Annotated in this window: 14 protein-coding genes; 12 read left to right on the top strand and 2 right to left on the bottom strand. The window is 41.5% G+C overall.

All coding sequences use genetic code 11. The features are described 5' to 3' along the window. Positions 1-5: 5 nt before the first annotated feature. Complete coding sequence (sppA, locus tag BGP78_RS04640) at positions 6-1,880, bottom strand: signal peptide peptidase SppA (protein WP_119860315.1); 1,875 nt, start codon at positions 1,878-1,880, stop codon at positions 6-8. Between the two features lie 264 nt (positions 1,881-2,144). Here sppA and BGP78_RS04635 point away from each other — a divergent pair, with 264 nt between their 5' ends. The 7 genes from BGP78_RS04635 (at position 2,145) to BGP78_RS04605 (ending at position 8,477) form a co-directional block, all read left to right on the top strand. Continuing rightward, positions 2,145-4,106: an FAD-dependent oxidoreductase gene (locus BGP78_RS04635; protein WP_119860314.1), complete on the top strand. Its 1,962-nt coding sequence runs from the start codon at positions 2,145-2,147 to the stop codon at positions 4,104-4,106. 103 nt (positions 4,107-4,209) lie between these two features. Further along, positions 4,210-4,902 carry a DoxX family protein gene (locus BGP78_RS04630; RefSeq protein WP_119860313.1) on the top strand — a complete coding sequence of 231 codons (693 nt, stop codon included), beginning with the start codon at positions 4,210-4,212 and terminating at the stop codon, positions 4,900-4,902. 95 nt (positions 4,903-4,997) lie between these two features. Continuing rightward, positions 4,998-5,546 (top strand): NAD(P)H nitroreductase, encoded by a 549-nt coding sequence (locus BGP78_RS04625; RefSeq protein WP_119860312.1) that lies wholly within the window; start codon positions 4,998-5,000, stop codon positions 5,544-5,546. A 160-nt stretch (positions 5,547-5,706) separates the two neighbouring features. Next, complete coding sequence (gene upp, locus BGP78_RS04620; protein ID WP_119860311.1) at positions 5,707-6,339, top strand: uracil phosphoribosyltransferase; 633 nt, start codon at positions 5,707-5,709, stop codon at positions 6,337-6,339. Between the two features lie 385 nt (positions 6,340-6,724). Next, complete coding sequence (locus tag BGP78_RS04615; RefSeq protein WP_119860310.1) at positions 6,725-7,186, top strand: N-acetyltransferase; 462 nt, start codon at positions 6,725-6,727, stop codon at positions 7,184-7,186. 58 nt (positions 7,187-7,244) lie between these two features. Next, positions 7,245-7,862: a LysE family translocator gene (locus BGP78_RS04610; protein WP_119860309.1), complete on the top strand. Its 618-nt coding sequence runs from the start codon at positions 7,245-7,247 to the stop codon at positions 7,860-7,862. A gap of 435 nt (positions 7,863-8,297) precedes the next feature. Then, a complete protein-coding gene (locus tag BGP78_RS04605; protein WP_119860308.1) occupies positions 8,298-8,477 on the top strand; it encodes a hypothetical protein in 180 nt (59 codons plus the stop codon). Between the two features lie 26 nt (positions 8,478-8,503). Here BGP78_RS04605 and BGP78_RS04600 read toward each other — a convergent pair whose 3' ends face one another. After that, the gene (locus BGP78_RS04600) at positions 8,504-9,838 is read right to left on the bottom strand and encodes an AarF/ABC1/UbiB kinase family protein (RefSeq protein ID WP_119860307.1); all 1,335 of its coding nucleotides are present in this window, start codon (positions 9,836-9,838) and stop codon (positions 8,504-8,506) included. A gap of 185 nt (positions 9,839-10,023) precedes the next feature. Between BGP78_RS04600 and BGP78_RS04595 the strand changes: the two genes are divergently transcribed. From BGP78_RS04595 to betA, 5 genes are all read left to right on the top strand, one after another. Then, positions 10,024-11,517, top strand: a complete 1,494-nt coding sequence (locus BGP78_RS04595; RefSeq protein WP_259386158.1) for a cryptochrome/deoxyribodipyrimidine photo-lyase family protein — start codon at positions 10,024-10,026, stop codon at positions 11,515-11,517. Positions 11,518-11,603: 86 nt separating this feature from the next. Then, positions 11,604-11,783, top strand: coding sequence for a DUF2256 domain-containing protein (locus BGP78_RS04590; protein ID WP_119860306.1), 180 nt, complete (start codon positions 11,604-11,606; stop codon positions 11,781-11,783). Between the two features lie 282 nt (positions 11,784-12,065). Further along, positions 12,066-12,641, top strand: coding sequence for a transcriptional regulator BetI (gene betI, locus BGP78_RS04585; RefSeq protein WP_171041116.1), 576 nt, complete (start codon positions 12,066-12,068; stop codon positions 12,639-12,641). 1 nt (position 12,642) lies between these two features. Continuing rightward, complete coding sequence (gene betB, locus BGP78_RS04580) at positions 12,643-14,118, top strand: betaine-aldehyde dehydrogenase (RefSeq protein ID WP_119860304.1); 1,476 nt, start codon at positions 12,643-12,645, stop codon at positions 14,116-14,118. Positions 14,119-14,130: 12 nt separating this feature from the next. After that, positions 14,131-15,798, top strand: a complete 1,668-nt coding sequence (gene betA, locus BGP78_RS04575) for a choline dehydrogenase (protein WP_119860303.1) — start codon at positions 14,131-14,133, stop codon at positions 15,796-15,798. The last annotated feature ends 99 nt before the right edge of the window (positions 15,799-15,897 follow it).

The following is a 15,897-nucleotide window of genomic DNA, read 5'->3' as shown; positions in this document are numbered from 1 at the left end:
GCTGTTCAATAGGTTATCTGGCAAGTTACACATTGAGTATAAATACCATTGGGGTCGTTCATGTTTGAAAGCGTTGATAAATGACGCTCTAAATCAGTACTTACTTGCCCTAGGTTTCGCTCTACTAATTTTAGTAAGTTTGATTGTGGCGCTAGAGCACTGAGTGTTTCTTTCACCATTGCGTTGCCAAAAATTTCACGCAGCAACATCTCTTTTTCAGATAAAGTTTGCTCTATCGTGATGACATCGTAAAAATCTAAGTTAGCAAGTTTTGCTGCGGCACTAATTGCGTCTTGTTTATTCCCTAAGTTATCAACTAAGCCAAATTCTTTTGCTTGTGTAGCAGTCCATACACGACCTTGGGCTACTTTATCGACTGCCGCTTTTTCTAATCCCCGAGAGTCGGCAACAACCCCGATAAATTTGTCGTAAGCGTTTTCAACACCCAGTTGGAAGACTTGAGCTAATTGTGGATTTACGCCGCGAGATAGCGATATGTCATTAAGTTCCGTTGTTGCAACGCCATCTGAATATATCCCCAGGTCGTTTAATGCATTTTCAAACGTCATAAACAAGCCAAATACACCAATTGACCCTGTAATTGTGCTTGGCGATGCCCATATTTCATTTGCTGATGCTGCTATCCAGTAACCACCAGACGCTGCAACAGAGCCCATAGAGGCGACAACCGGTTTACCTGCATCTTTAATTGCGAGTACTTCGTTACGGATTATTTCTGAAGCGAACATGCTACCGCCACCTGAGTCAATACGTAACACAACTGCTTTTACTTTATCATCAAGACGTGCTCTTTTTAATAAAGCTGCGGTTGACTCTCCGCCAATCGTGCCGGCTTTTTGTTTTCCGTCAACAATATTCCCTCGAGCGATAATTACAGCGACTTTTTCGGTTACTGGATTGACAAAATCAACTGGGGGAGTAATGTAACTGAGGTATTTAGCAAAGCTAATTTGTTTAAAGCTTTTACCTGACTTGTTTTTACCTACGAGTTCAACGAGTTCTTGTTGTAATTCTTGATCTGTTTTTAACGCATCAACCCAGCCATTTTCTAACGCATACTGGGCATAATCACCCTTTACCTGTTCCATTTTTGACAGGTAATTTTCAGTTGTTTCATCAAAATTAGATGAGTCAAATTGCCTTGCGACGCTGATGTCTTGTTTGTATTGTGCCCAAAGTTCGTTTAACCACAATTTATTCGCTTCTTTAGCTGAGTCTGACATATCATTACGAATAAAAGGTTCTACCGCTGATTTGAAAGTCCCTACGCGGAATATATGTTGTGTTACTTTTAGCTTCTCTAGTGCCTCTTTAAAATAAAGCGGGTATGAAGCATATCCGCGTATCTCAATACCACCATAAGGATGAAGGGAAATAGTGTCAGCTTTTGATGCTAAATAGTATTGACCTTGGGAGTAGTATGCACCATGTGCTAAAACTTTTTTCCCTGATTCTTTAAATTCGTCAATGGTGTCGGCAATTGTGCGAAGCTTATCTAAGTGGCCGCCGCGTAAATGTTTTAAATCGAGCAGCAAAACCTGAATACGTTCGTCATCTTTAGCTTGTTTGATAACACGAATTACATCGTCTAATAAGATCTCCTTTGGTTGATCATTCGCGCTCGTAGCGTCGTTCAGTGCCGCATCAAAAGGGTCAATGTAGGTCAACTCTTCAACCAAAGAACCTTTTAGGTTCAATCGTAAGACACTATTTTCATCCACAATAATTTCTTCACTATCACTAGATATGCCAACAATTAAAGCAACGATGATACCTAGAAATAATAGATTCAAGATAAGGCGGCGAGAAAAGTTAAGGCCGTGCCATAGCCCTTTAAAAAGTTTACCAATTAAATTCAAAATTAGCCCTCAATCAATGTACTGGAGTACCTAAAATATTCTCTATTATTGATAATACCCTAGTTCATATAAAGGTGTAATCATTAAAACGTAACGAAGTATTAAAGGCGCACTATCGCGTATTAAATTCACGGCCTCGTGGGGAAACTGTCTAAAAAGTGACAAAAAGGGGGCTCTACAAATAATTTACTTTGTTAATACACTTGCTAATTCATAGAAAATTGATAATGTTGCACAGGTTAGACCAGTTAGCCGGGGCAGGAAATGTTAGAAAAAAAATTAGAATTGAAGCACACTCAACTACGTAATCGTTTAGTCATGGGGTCAATGCATACAGGGTTAGAAGAAGGATGGCATAATCGAAAAAGGTTAAGCGCATTTTATGAAGCTCGTGCGAAAGGTGGCACTGGTCTTATTATAACGGGTGGTTATAGCCCAAATATCAGGGGTAAGTTAACGCCAATAGCCTCGTCTTTTAATAGTTATTATGATGTAGTTAAGCATCGAGCGTACACTCACGCCGCGCACAAACATGATGCCAAAATATGTTTACAATTACTGCACGCAGGGCGCTATGCGTACCACCCATTTAATGTGGCTCCCAGTGCGATTAAAGCACCAATCAATCCCTATAAACCAAAAAACATGTCGGTGGGTATGATAAAAAGTACCATTAAGGATTTTGCGCGCTCAGCAAAGCTTGCTGAACAAGCAGGCTACGATGGTGTTGAAGTGATGGGCTCAGAAGGGTACTTAATAAATGAGTTTATGGCTAATCATACCAATAAACGCAGCGATGAGTATGGTGGCAATCTTCAAAATAGAATGCGCCTTGCTGTTGAAATAGTCAGGGCGGTTAGAGCGCAAGTTTCGGATAAATTTTTAATTATTTTCAGATTGTCAGTCATGGATTTAGTTCCTAATGGCTCAACGCCAGAAGAAGTGACAGAGCAAGCCTTGGCGTTAGAAGCTGCAGGTGTTGACATACTAAATACAGGTATTGGTTGGCATGAGGCCAGAGTTCCGACTATTGCGAGTATGGTACCACCAGGTGCATTCAAAGAAGCGTCGAAGCGACTTAAGGATGTGGTAAGCATTCCTGTTATTGCTGTTAACCGGATCAACACACCAGATATCGCCAATGGCATTTTAGAAGATGAAAATGCAGACTTAATATCAATGGCACGGCCGCTTCTTGCAGATCCAGAGTTTTTTAATAAGTACAAAAATGGCAGCAGTGAGCAAATTAATATTTGCATTGGCTGTAATCAAGGGTGTTTAGACCACGTATTCAAAGGAAAGCGCGCGACATGCTTGGTTAATCCGCAAGCTGGTTTTGAATTAGATTACCCGTTAGCATTAACCACAAACGCTAAAAAGGTACTGGTTGTGGGAGCGGGTCCTGCGGGGCTTGCAGCGAGCTATTATTTAGCTAAAAAAGGTCACACAGTCACGCTTATTGATAAAAATAGTCATGCCGGTGGGCAATTTAATTTGGCCATGCAGATCCCCGGTAAAGAAGACTTTAAAAAAACCTTAGCTTTTTATCTTTCTGAGATAAAGAGATTGAACGTTGCTGTAGAGTTAGACACGTCGTTTGAGGAAAAGATGCTTACTCAATACGATGACATTGTGTTTGCCACAGGGGTCACCCCTCGGTTATCTCCCATCAAGTGCTCGGATGAAAAACAGGTTTTTGCTTACGATCAAGTCATTCGCGGTGAAGTTGAGCTGGGTGAACGGATCGCAATTTTGGGCGCGGGCGGCATAGGGTTTGATATGGTTGCATTTTTAACAGAAACGTCAGACCAATCAATAGATGGCTTTAAATCTCAGTGGGGCATAGAGTGCGAGCCAGCCTGTGAAAAAGACCCAAGAAAACTGTATATGTTAAAGCGCAGCGCCGGTAGGTTTGGTAGTGAACTCGGTAAAACAACGGGCTGGATCCACCGCCAGGTGGCAAAACATCATGGTGTTGAACAAATTTCAGGGTGTGAATACGTTGCCTTTTCAAATGAAGGTTTGCTGGTAAGGGTGAATGGTGAAGACAAATGGCTAGATGTTGACACTGTGATTGCATGTATTGGCCAAGTCTCTAATGATAGGTTATTCAATAAAGAAACGTTACCAGATAATCAGCATGTCATTGGTGGTGCAAAGCTTGCCAGTGCTATTGATGCAAAGCGTGCGATATATGAAGCATTGCAAGTCGCGAGAAAGATATAGGAGTAAACTCATACTTTTTTCTTTGTTCTGATGCAATAAAAGTTTTCAAAATGCGGTCTACACTGATAACTAAGTTTTAATACTCACTATCAAAAGGCCGCACATGCTGTTAAAAATTCACGCCCTTTATCAACTTACCTTAAAAAAGCTTGAAATATTAGATGGGATCCCTCCGCTCCTTTTTAGATTGATCCTGGCACCCGTTATGATCATTGCAGGCTTTAACAAACTCAATTTATCGAATGCGCAAATGACTTTTCCTAACACCTTATTGGCTGACCCTAGTGTTGTTAACTGGTTTGGTAATAGTGATTGGGGGCTTGGCTTACCATTTCCTGATTTATTGGCTTTTCTCGCTGGCTGGTCTGAGTTTTTAGGTGGATGGTTAATACTTATTGGTTTATTGACCAGATTTGCAGCCATTCCGCTTATGTTTACCATGTTTATTGCCGCTACGACTGTGCATTGGCACAACGGGTGGTTTGCGATTGCCCCAACTAATCCAGATACCAGTGCAGCTCAAGTATTAGAGTGGCTAAGTATTCCAGGTGCGCAAGCGAGCTTAGATAACAGTTTAGAAGTAGGAGAGCGGCTTGATAAAATAAAAGGGATTGTGCAAGAACATGGCTTCCCTGATTACTTGTATGAAAAAGGGTCGATTGCAGTACTCAATAACGGAATTGAGTTTGCGGCATTGTATTTTGCCATGCTATTGAGCTTAATTTTTGTAGGTGGTGGACGGTACTTTAGTATCGACTATTGGTTAAAAAAGTTACTAATTAAAGAGCCTCAATAGTCAATAAATTAATGACTTATAGCGCGATATCGTAGCCCAATAAACTATATGGTGGTATCCTAAACAACAATCATTTCTAATAAAGGTTGGTTTTAATGGATGCCATCGAACTTCTAACTACAAGGCAATCAGATAGTAACTTATCGTTTCCTGGTCCTTCAGCTGAACAGCTTGAAGTAATAAAAAAAGCGGCGTTAAAAGTCCCTGATCATGGTGGGCTAAAACCATTTCGGTTTATCGTGGTTGAGGAGGAAGGCAGAGATAAATTAGGTGAAATATATTACCAAGCTGCGGTTGCCGAAGGGCAAGAAGAACGCGTTGTGGATCGAGCAAAAGCGTTGCCACAAAGAGCGCCCATGCTGGTCATTGCTATTAGTCCATATCAAGAACACCCGAAAGTCCCCCGTATTGAACAAATTGAAAGTGCCGCATGTAGTGTATTTGCGATGCAACAAGCTGCATTTGCGCAACGATTGTCGGGTGTATGGCGCACTGGATACTTTGCTCAAAGCCCTAAGGTTAAATCATTGCTCGGCTTAGATGAACGTGACGAAATTGTGGGTTATTTGTACTTGGGTACACCTACTGTGGCATGTACTAAACCAATTAGGCATACGCCTGATGAGTTTTTTGAGTCATTGTAAAGGCTTAACGTCTGTAATGGGTTGAGTACACTTTGCCCATTACAGTGTTCATATGTCACATTGTCCGTATAATTTTTAATTGTCTTAAACACTCCTTTGCTGAAATATCTTATAGAAATACCTTATAATAATGTCATAAATTATAAAATGGACTGTCTCCATGGCATTACACATCATTGACCACCCACTTGTGCAACATAAACTTGCGTTATTGCGTGAGCAAGGGATCAGTACTAAGAGTTTTCGAGAGTTAGTATCTGAAGTTGGCACTTTACTAACATATGAAGCGACTAAAAGCCTCCCGCTAGAAACTCAGACCATAAAAGGCTGGGAGGGGAGTGATATTCAGGTATCTAAGCTACAAGGTAAAAAAATTACGGTGGTGCCAATACTCAGAGCTGGTTTAGGTATGATGGATGGTGTCATGGAGTTGATCCCGGCGGCTAAGGTGAGTGTGGTTGGCTTGCAGCGAAATGAACAAACACTTGAGCCGGTTCCATACTTTGAAAAGCTGGTGGGTAAAATTGATGAGCGCTTGAGTTTGGTTATTGATCCAATGCTTGCTACAGGTGGATCTTTGATAGCGACCATTGATATGTTAAAAGAAGCAGGGTGCAAACAGATAAAAGCCGTTATTTTAGTGGCGGCCCCTGAAGGGGTTGAAGCAACCTTAAACGCTCACCCTGGCGTTGAAATTTATACTGCGTCGTTAGACAGCCATCTCAATGAGCATGGGTATATCGTACCTGGCCTTGGAGATGCTGGTGACAAAATATTTGGCACCGTAGGTTAGTACAACTACCTTAAATTGAACAAGTTTCAATTTAAGGTAGTTTAAGTATGGCTCAGCTTTGGCAATCGAATATATTGAAAGTCGCTACTTAGTAAAGCCGGTATATTTACACGGTATGTTTAATTTAGGTTCGTCCTGTTGTCTATTTTACCATAGACTTATATGACGTGAAATTCAGCCTCCAATTCAGCCATAACACATTTCAACCTCACTAATAGTAATAATTACATCAACGCTGTGTTTCACTCAATTTGGGTAGGCATAGTAGTGCGCTATATTATGCCTACTCAACATTCACAATCATGAATATAATTCTCTTTATTGTGTGTAGATTATTTATCAGAATAAGTTTTGGGTAATTAGCTTATACACTTTAGAGGTCAGGATGAACTTAGTTGCAGCAAGTGAGGCACATTTAGCGACAATAATGAATTGGTTTGATGATGCGCAATCTACCAAAGAGTGGGCTGGGCCTCAATTTCCTTACCCTTATGATAGAACATCATTTAAAGACAGCTTGAGTCTGGATAAAATTGCTTCATACGTACTCATTAATGAAGATGAGGAATGTGTTGCTTTTGGCCAAGTATGTGAACGGGTTGGACGTTGCCATTTGGGCCGCCTTGCCGTATCACCTGAGAACAGAGGTACTGGTGTTGCCAGTATTTTAATTGACAGCCTAATAACACGTGGCTTAGAGTTGACACATACAAAAAGCGCATCGCTCTTTGTCGTCACTCATAATTTTAGTGCTATTAGAGCATATGAAAAAGCCGGTTTTCGGTTTTCTGCCTACCCGGGCACCATCCCATACGATAATTGCCTCTATATGCTTAAGCCAGAATAGACCCCCGAATTCATATAATAAGTGCGACATCGTAACCATCGAATTTAAAGGAAATACCATGGAAGCCTTACTGGCTGTATTATTATTTGCGATTTCTTCTTCTATTACACCTGGGCCAAACAATATTATGGTTATGACGTCTGGGGTAAATTTTGGATGGCGCAAAAGTATTCCATTGCTCGTAGGCATATGTTTTGGCTTTGCAGTTATGCTTATTATCGTAGGGTTTGGGTTTGGTGAGCTATTTGAGGTATTTCCAGCTTTGCAATTATGGATAAAATGCCTAGGTACAGTGTACTTAATATATTTAAGTTTGTTGATTGCTTGCTCGCATAGTGAGTTGCAAAGTGACGTGCAACAACGGCCGCTAACTTTTTTACATGGTGCACTATTTCAATGGGTAAATGCAAAGGCTTGGGTAGTCGCAATGGGCGCGATTGTGGCTTTTACTAATAGCGGAGCAGACTATGTTTATGAAAATATGCTGGTGGCTGCTGTATTTTTAGCTGTGGGACTACCGTGTGTAGGTGTCTGGTTGGTATTCGGTGTGGTGCTAAAAAAGTACTTGAGCAGTTCAGTTCGACAGCGATACTTTAATTATACGATGGCAGGCTTATTATTGCTGTCTGTTGTCCCTGTGTGTTTAGACATTATGACGCAGCTTACATCTGGGTAATGCATCTATTACTATGGCAAAGAGATTTTTTCCTGACATGAGAAAGTCAGCTTGAGTATTCTAAGACGAAGGTAAGCTCTAACAAAAATAACGCACTATACCTCTGAACACGTGACTTCAAAACACCTTAGTCACTCATACCACGTGTCACAATTCTGCTGTTACTCATTGATAATTGTTAACTTTTTATAGTTATAAAATGTTTATTATCCTATCTCATTTACATTTAATCACAATTTTACCACTTGTTTCTATTATGCACACTATTGCTATTTGTACATATGTGTTATTTTTCGGCACAAAACTGAGCCCTAGCATTTAACACAATGTTCTAAATGGGAAATTAGAGCTGGGTAGTTTGGGAGTTATTTGGAAATGTGTTGAGCGTTTAGCATTTTTAAGTGGTGATAATAATGAGTTGAAAGGCATATTTTTATGTTTGGTAAGTGGTCAAATTTAATTATTGGTACAATATTTTTGGTGTTAGGTATACAAGACCAGCATGTCGTTTTCATTATCATTGGGTTGTTATGCTTGAGTGTGGCCGTATCGACTATTCCTAAATTTGAAAAAAAAATAGCGGCATGGCTTACCGCTAAAAAGGCATCTCGTTAAACCCCTTCATCACTTCTTTACTTAACTTAGATACTGTTATCTTCATTTGTTGATAGGTAAGGTTTAAATAGCGCAGCAACATTGACCTTGGCTTCAAGTTTAGCGGCTAATAAATATAATCCTGCTAATTTACGATGAATGAAGAGTGCATCGACCGGCGGTGTATGCCATTGATCTTTTCTATTATTAATCGACTGCCCTGCATGCTGAATTCGCTGAGCTAGGCTCGAGGTTGAAAAATCATATACGCCGTCATATTGGAGGGGCTCCGTCGCAAGTGAAAAAATAGTGGCGATTTGGTCAAAGTAGTCTTCTTCAATATCTTGTTTAAAGAAACCAATTTTCATCGCGGCTCGTCTTATTTTATCCGTGTTTTTCTCACAGGCAGCGTTTATTAATGCTAAATAACCTTCACTTATATCACATGATATTTCGCGGGTAGCGCCAAAGTCGAGTAAAACGACTTTTTGACCGTTAGATTGGTATAAATAGTTAGCAAAGTTAGGATCAGTTTGCATCAGTTTGAAGCTAAAAAGCTCCTTGAAAAACAACTCAATTAACAACCGAACCATACGATTTCTGGCCTCTTGTGGCTCAGCGAGTGCTTTGTCTATTTCAACGCCACCAACAAAGGTCATGGGTAAAACATTTTGCGTGATGTGCTCAGGGTAAAGAGTAGGAATAATGAAGTTTCCATCGTCCTTTAATAGTTCTGCGTATCTGCTTAGATACTTGGACTCCTGAAGATAATCAGACTCTATTTTTAGCTGGGTTTTAACATCTTGGAGCAGGCTATCCAACTCGATATGCTTTGGTAGTAACCCTGAAAGCTTTATCACTTTGGCCACGTTATCTACATCGGCATCAATTGATTGACGTACACCTGGGTACTGAATTTTTATAGCTAACTTAGTCCCTCGTTCATCATACGCGAGATGAACTTGGCCAATTGATGCTGATGCAAATGGGCTTAGTTCAAAATGACTAAAGTTATCTAACCAATTGTCTCCCCAATTTTCTTTTAATGTTTGCAGTAGTTGCTTATTGGGCATAGGGCGAGCATTAGAGCGTAGTTGACTCAGTAGGGCGCTTAACTCTTTGGGTATTAAGTCACCTGCATCCATTGAAATGAGTTGTCCCAATTTCATGGCTGCACCACGCATTTGAGCGAGTTTATCGGCTACATTTTTGATGTTATTTGGGTGCATTATGAGGTTGGAGAGTTTTGGCTTTTCACCCTGTGACAATTGCTTCATACCCTCTAATGCAACATTACCGGTGACCTGTGTGACTAGTTGCCCTAACTTTGAAAGTCGAGCGAGTTTAGTGGCAGGTACTTTTTTTCCTTTGTCACTGTGCATGATGGGTACTCTATTTGTGTTATTTATCTGACTCGTTATACGACATTATGTATCAAAAAGCGCACTGTCTGCATTAGTTTATCTCTATAAAAACTAATCTAAATTTTATAGCAAAACGTATTGTCCGCTTTATAGAAGGTTTTATCGCAAATGCCCTATGGCGATAAAAGTAGGGAGTATTACACGTGAATGATACGAGTCCATTAAAAAAGCAAAGTATTAATGTGGTGTGGTTAAAGCGCGATCTACGGCTGACTGATCATGCCCCGTTACAGCAGGCAATGTGCTCTAGTTTACCCGTTTTACTACTTTATATTGTCGAACCTGAACTGTTAGCTGACCCTCATTATGACATCAGGCACTGGCGTTTTGTTTATCAGTCACTTGAGGACATGAACAGCCAATTAGAGGATGTAACTGTCACGGTGTTGGTCGGTTCTGCATTGGAGTGTTTTGAACAATTAAGCCAATGCTGGCAAGTTACTACAATTTGGAGTCATCAAGAAGTGGGTTTAAGGGCGACTTTTGACAGGGATTTGCTCATAAAGCAGTGGTGCACAGAAAATCAGGTTACCTGGTGTGAGTTTGAAACAGGCGCGGTACGTCGTGGTATAACCAATCGACTTGACTGGGACAAAAGCTGGCAAAAAACCATGCGAGCCACTATTTCTGCCATTGATACGTTGCGGATCCCTTGGTTAAGACCTCAACCCGATGAATTAGAGCCGCTTCCTGTATTTCATGCGCCGCTCGCGTGGCGAGCAACAGACACGCATTTTCAAAGCGGTGGTACAGCGCACGCATGGCGGGTATTAAACAGCTTCTTTCAAGAACGAGGGCAGTCTTATGCGTTTCACCTATCAAGCCCTGACTTAAGCCGTTTAGCGTGCTCAAGGATGTCTGCTTACCTTGCTTGGGGTAACATCAGTTTACGTGAGTTTTACCAAATGCTTTTGGCACATTGGGATCAAAAAGGGTGGCGAAAATCACTTATAGCGCTCTCATCAAGGCTCCATTGGCATTGTCACTTTATACAAAAGTTCGAGTCAGAATGCTCTATTGAACACCAGCCTCTGAATCGCGCTTATGGTTCGTTTACTTACAAAAATGATGACATCGCATTGCAGCATTTTGAAGCGTGGCAAACAGGGTATACCGGCTACCCTATAGTCGATGCATGTATGCGGGCACTTCATAGAACCGGGTATGTGAATTTTAGAATGCGTGCGATGTTAGTGAGTTTTCTGTGCCATCATTTACAACTTGATTGGCGCTGGGGAGCGCCTCATTTAGCAAGGCTGTTTCTAGATTTTGAACCGGGGATCCATTACGCGCAATTCCAAATGCAAGCGGGTATGACTGGCATTAATACATTGCGAATTTACAACCCCGTCAAACAATCGCAAGAAAAAGACCCAGACGGTATTTTTATTCGTCAGTACGTTCCTGAACTTGCTGAGTTACCAAATGAATTGATACACACCCCTTGGTTATTAACACCGATGGAACAAGCAATGTACCAAGTGCAATTAGGCGTGGATTACCCAAAGCCGATTGTTGATATTGTTGAGACCGGTAGGGTGGCGCGTGATGTTTTGTGGCGGTGGCAAAAAAGTGGAGCAGTTAGAAAAGAAGGTGCGAGGATACTGGCACGTCATGTACAAGTTAAATCGAGATAACGCGCAGTCTAAGTGTGAGTCTTATGTGAGAGTCAGGCACCGTAGGCTGTATAAAATGCATAAGTAATATTAACACAGGACACCCAATGCAACGTGGAAATAAGCGAGTCAAAAAAGCAGATTTACCGAGTAAGATCTGCGTGACATGTGGGTTAAGTTTTAGTTGGAGAAAAAAGTGGGAAAACGTCTGGTCTGAGGTACGGTATTGCTCTGTTCGATGCCGTAGGGAAAAACGCTTTAATGAAGCAAAAACTGCCAAAGAATAGCCTAGTTCACTTAATACACTTTCAATAAGCCGCAAATTTCATTCGTCAAATTAGCTTGATATTCATACTAATTAAATTATTTATTGGTACATTTCTAGTAAGTTCAAAAATAATGTAAGAATACTTAAGTTGTATTTAATTTATGTAACTCAATGGCTTATTGTATTGTTTTGATCGGTTTTGAGCTTTTAATAGGCTGTTAAACTTGAAAAAGTTAGCTGCGTTGTTTAACATTTATTTTATATTGAACGTTCAATTAATAAAAATATGCCTAAAGTTGGAATGGAGCCTGTGCGCCGTCAGCAACTTATTGATGCAACTATTGCGTCAGTCGGGGAGCTGGGTTTACAAGGAACAACGATAAATAGTATTAGTAAAAAAGCAGGATTGTCCTCAGGGATCATTAGTCATTATTTTGGTGGAAAACAAGGGTTAATTGAAGCAACAGTTCGGCACTTATTATCGAGCTTAAAGCAGTCTTTGTTAGCGCAAGTTGATGAGTCTACCTTACCTGAACAAAGACTGATGTATATTATTGAAGCCAATTTTGCGTTGGTACAACAACGCGCAGATACCACGCGAACTTGGCTGAGCTTTTGGGCTCAGTCGATGCACGATGCAGAGTTGCACCGTTTGCAAAATGTAAATAGCAAGCGTTTAACGAGCAATTTAGCCTTCTCTTTTAAGCAACTGTTACCGAAAGAACATGCGACACAAGCTGCACAATTGAGTGCGGCGATGATCGATGGGTTATGGTTACGGGCTGTGCTTAGTCAATCGAATAAAGATCAGTTTAATCATAGCGAGCAACTCGCAAAACAATACGTTAAATCACTCATTCAGCAATATGGAGCTTAAAATGGCCACCTCTGTAACCCCCCCCATTTATCAAAACTTTGTTCATGGCCGTTATCTTGCCAATCAATCTGGTGAATGTTTTGACGTGACTAACCCCGCAACGGGCGAAGTCATTTATCAAGTTGAAGTTGCTGATGAGTCAGTGCAAGAAGCTGCAATCAATAGTGCAAAATCTGGATTTTCGGTATGGTCTGCTATGACGCCCATTGAGCGCAGTCGTATATTGCTAAAAGCGGTTGAACTCCTTAGAACGCGCAATGATGAGCTGGCTAAAATCGAAGTATTAGATACAGGCAAACCATGGCAAGAAGCAGAGTGTGTCGATGTACAAACAGGTGCCGATGTAATTGAGTATTTCGCAGGGCTTGCCCCAGCGCAAGTTGGGCAGCAGCAGATGGTTGGTAATGATTTTTACTATACGCGCAAAGAGCCTTTGGGAGTTTGTGCTGGAATAGGCGCGTGGAATTACCCCCTACAAATTGCCTGTTGGAAATCAGGACCAGCACTTGCTGCGGGTAATGCTTTATTGTTTAAACCATCAGAAGAAACACCGTTAGGTGCATTAAAGCTCGCTGAAATATTCATTGAGGCGGGAGTACCTGAAGGTGTTTTTAATGTAGTACAAGGTGCGGCTGAAGTTGGTCAGTGGCTAACGGCACATCCTGAGATAGAAAAAGTGTCATTCACAGGTGAAGTGGGGACGGGTAAAAAAGTGATGGCCAGTGCGGCAAGTACACTCAAAGACGTCACAATGGAACTAGGTGGCAAATCTCCATTACTTGTTTTTAACGATGCTGATATCACTGAAGCTGTCAGTGCGGCAATGCTAGGTAATTTTTATACCCAAGGTGAAGTGTGTACCAATTGTACTCGAGTCTTTGTGCAACGTGATGTGTATGAGCAGTTTACCCAAGAGTTAAAATCTCGAACAGAGCAAAATATTATCGCAGGTGATCCGCTAGATCCAACGGTTAATTTGGGGGCACTCATTTCTGCAAACCATCAACAGCTCGTACTCGATTATATTCAAACTGGATTGAACCAAGGCGCAACGTTATTAACTGGTGGCGAGGCTTTGTCACCTGAGTCTGCACCGAATGGCTACTTTGTTGCGCCAACTGTGTTTGTAGATTGCACTGACGAGATGACCATTGTCAAAGAAGAGATCTTTGGCCCTGTAATGAGTATTTTAGTCTTTGATGATGAAGCGCAGGTAATAGCGCGTGCCAATGACACCCATTTAGGCTTAGCCGCTGGCGTATTTACTAAAGATATTCAGCGCGCGCACCGCGTTATTCACCAATTAAAAGCAGGTATTTGTTGGATCAATGCGTATGGAAATTCACCAGCAGAAATGCCTGTAGGTGGATATAAGCACTCTGGGATCGGTCGAGAGAATGGGGTTGAAACACTTGATAATTACACTCAGACTAAATCTGTGTATGTAGGTATGGACAAAATTGATAGCCCATTCTAAGAGAGACAATATATGACACAACAATTTGATTATATCATTGTCGGGGCGGGTTCTGCTGGCTGTGTGCTTGCAAACCGTTTGAGTGAGAATAGCCAAAATAAGGTGCTCTTGCTTGAGACAGGTGGTAGCGATAAGAGCATTTTTATCCAAATGCCCACTGCGCTATCTATTCCAATGAATTCTGATAAGTATGCTTGGCAGTTTCATACTGAAGAAGAGCCTTATCTCGATAACCGAAAAATGCACTGCCCACGCGGAAAAGTACTTGGTGGGTCTTCTTCAATAAACGGCATGGTGTATGTGCGTGGCCATGCAAAAGATTTTGATGAATGGCAACAACATGGTGCACAAGGGTGGGATTATCAAGCATGTTTGCCTTACTTCAAAAAGGCGGAATCATGGTACTTGGGCGAAAATTCTCATCGTGGTGTACAAGGGCCGCTTGGCGTAAACAACGGTAACAAAATGGAAAACCCATTATACCGCGTGTTTATAGAGGCAGGCCAACAAGCCGGCTATGCGAAAGCAAATGATTATAATGGCGCACAACAAGAAGGCTTTGGCCCAATGCACATGACGGTAAAAAATGGCCGTCGTTGTTCCGCAAGTCGTGCGTATCTAGATCCGATTAAATCACGAAAGAACCTGACCATAGTGACCGGTGCGAAGGCACAGCGAGTTATACTTGAAAATAAACGCGCCACAGGGGTTGAATATAAAGTTGGTAATAAACTTGAGGTTGCCACTGCAAGAAAAGAGGTTATTTTAAGTGCTGGGCCAATTGGTTCGCCGCACTTACTGCAACTGTCAGGCATTGGTGATAAAAATGTGCTGAGCAAAGCGGGTATTGAAATACAGCATGACTTACCGGGAGTAGGTCAAAATTTGCAGGATCATTTAGAGTTTTATTTTCAATACAAGTGTAAGCAGCCTATCACTTTGAACGGCAAGCTTGGGCTGTTCTCAAAAGGCATGATTGGTGCCCGGTGGCTACTAAACAGAAGTGGCTTAGGTGCAACGAACCACTTTGAATCATGTGCGTTTATTCGCTCAAAAGCCGGCGTTGAATGGCCTGATATTCAATATCACTTTTTGCCTGCTGCTATACGTTATGACGGAAAAAGTGCCTTTTCTGGACATGGCTTTCAGGTGCACGTTGGGCACAATAAGCCTAAAAGTCGTGGGGCTGTGACCATTGCTTCAAGTGATCCAGATGTTGCACCTAAGATTCAATTTAATTACCTGCAAGACCAAGCTGATATTGAAGGGTTTAGAGCGTGTGTGCGCCTGACAAGAGAAATCATCGAGCAAAGTGCTTTTGATGATTACCGTGATGGCGAAATTCAGCCGGGTAAACATATTCAAACCGATGAACAAATCGACACGTTTGTTCGCCAGGCTGTGGAAAGTGCTTATCATCCTTCATGTTCATGCAAAATGGGTGAAGATGATATGGCGGTGGTTGACTCACATACAAAAGTACATGGCATTGATGGCTTACGGGTTGTTGATTCGTCGATCTTTCCGACTATTCCTAATGGTAATTTAAACGCTCCGACAATTATGGTGGCAGAAAAAGCAGCAGATCATATTTTAGGTAACCCGCTATTACCAAGTCTTAATGCGAATGTCACTATTGGGGGAAAATGGGAGAAGGTGCAACGCAGCCCAGAGCTGTAATTACAAACATTCAATGAATTTGCCAGCTGCTTGGCGAGATAAGCCAAGCGGTACTTGCAGTGGCGTACGGGTAAATAGGTTACCTATGTTGAAGTGATT

This window comes from Pseudoalteromonas sp. MSK9-3 (genome assembly GCF_003590335.1).
GTDB lineage: Bacteria > Pseudomonadota > Gammaproteobacteria > Enterobacterales > Alteromonadaceae > Pseudoalteromonas.
The sequence above is the reverse complement of the archived record's forward strand: the minus strand, read 5'-3'. Positions and strand labels throughout refer to the sequence as shown.

Excerpts from the sequence above, each read along its gene's own strand:
- BGP78_RS04600 (WP_119860307.1), bottom strand. The coding sequence starts at position 9,838 with ATGCACAGTGACAAAGGAAAAAAAGTACCTGCCACTAAACTCGCTCGA.
- BGP78_RS04625 (WP_119860312.1), top strand. The coding sequence starts at position 4,998 with ATGGATGCCATCGAACTTCTAACTACAAGGCAATCAGATAGTAACTTA.
- BGP78_RS04630 (WP_119860313.1), top strand. The coding sequence starts at position 4,210 with ATGCTGTTAAAAATTCACGCCCTTTATCAACTTACCTTAAAAAAGCTT.
- BGP78_RS04605 (WP_119860308.1), top strand. The coding sequence starts at position 8,298 with ATGTTTGGTAAGTGGTCAAATTTAATTATTGGTACAATATTTTTGGTG.
- upp (WP_119860311.1), top strand. The coding sequence starts at position 5,707 with ATGGCATTACACATCATTGACCACCCACTTGTGCAACATAAACTTGCG.
- BGP78_RS04610 (WP_119860309.1), top strand. The coding sequence starts at position 7,245 with ATGGAAGCCTTACTGGCTGTATTATTATTTGCGATTTCTTCTTCTATT.
- betA (WP_119860303.1), top strand. The coding sequence starts at position 14,131 with ATGACACAACAATTTGATTATATCATTGTCGGGGCGGGTTCTGCTGGC.
- betI (WP_171041116.1), top strand. The coding sequence starts at position 12,066 with ATGGAGCCTGTGCGCCGTCAGCAACTTATTGATGCAACTATTGCGTCA.
- betB (WP_119860304.1), top strand. The coding sequence starts at position 12,643 with ATGGCCACCTCTGTAACCCCCCCCATTTATCAAAACTTTGTTCATGGC.
- BGP78_RS04590 (WP_119860306.1), top strand. The coding sequence starts at position 11,604 with ATGCAACGTGGAAATAAGCGAGTCAAAAAAGCAGATTTACCGAGTAAG.
- BGP78_RS04635 (WP_119860314.1), top strand. The coding sequence starts at position 2,145 with ATGTTAGAAAAAAAATTAGAATTGAAGCACACTCAACTACGTAATCGT.
- BGP78_RS04615 (WP_119860310.1), top strand. The coding sequence starts at position 6,725 with ATGAACTTAGTTGCAGCAAGTGAGGCACATTTAGCGACAATAATGAAT.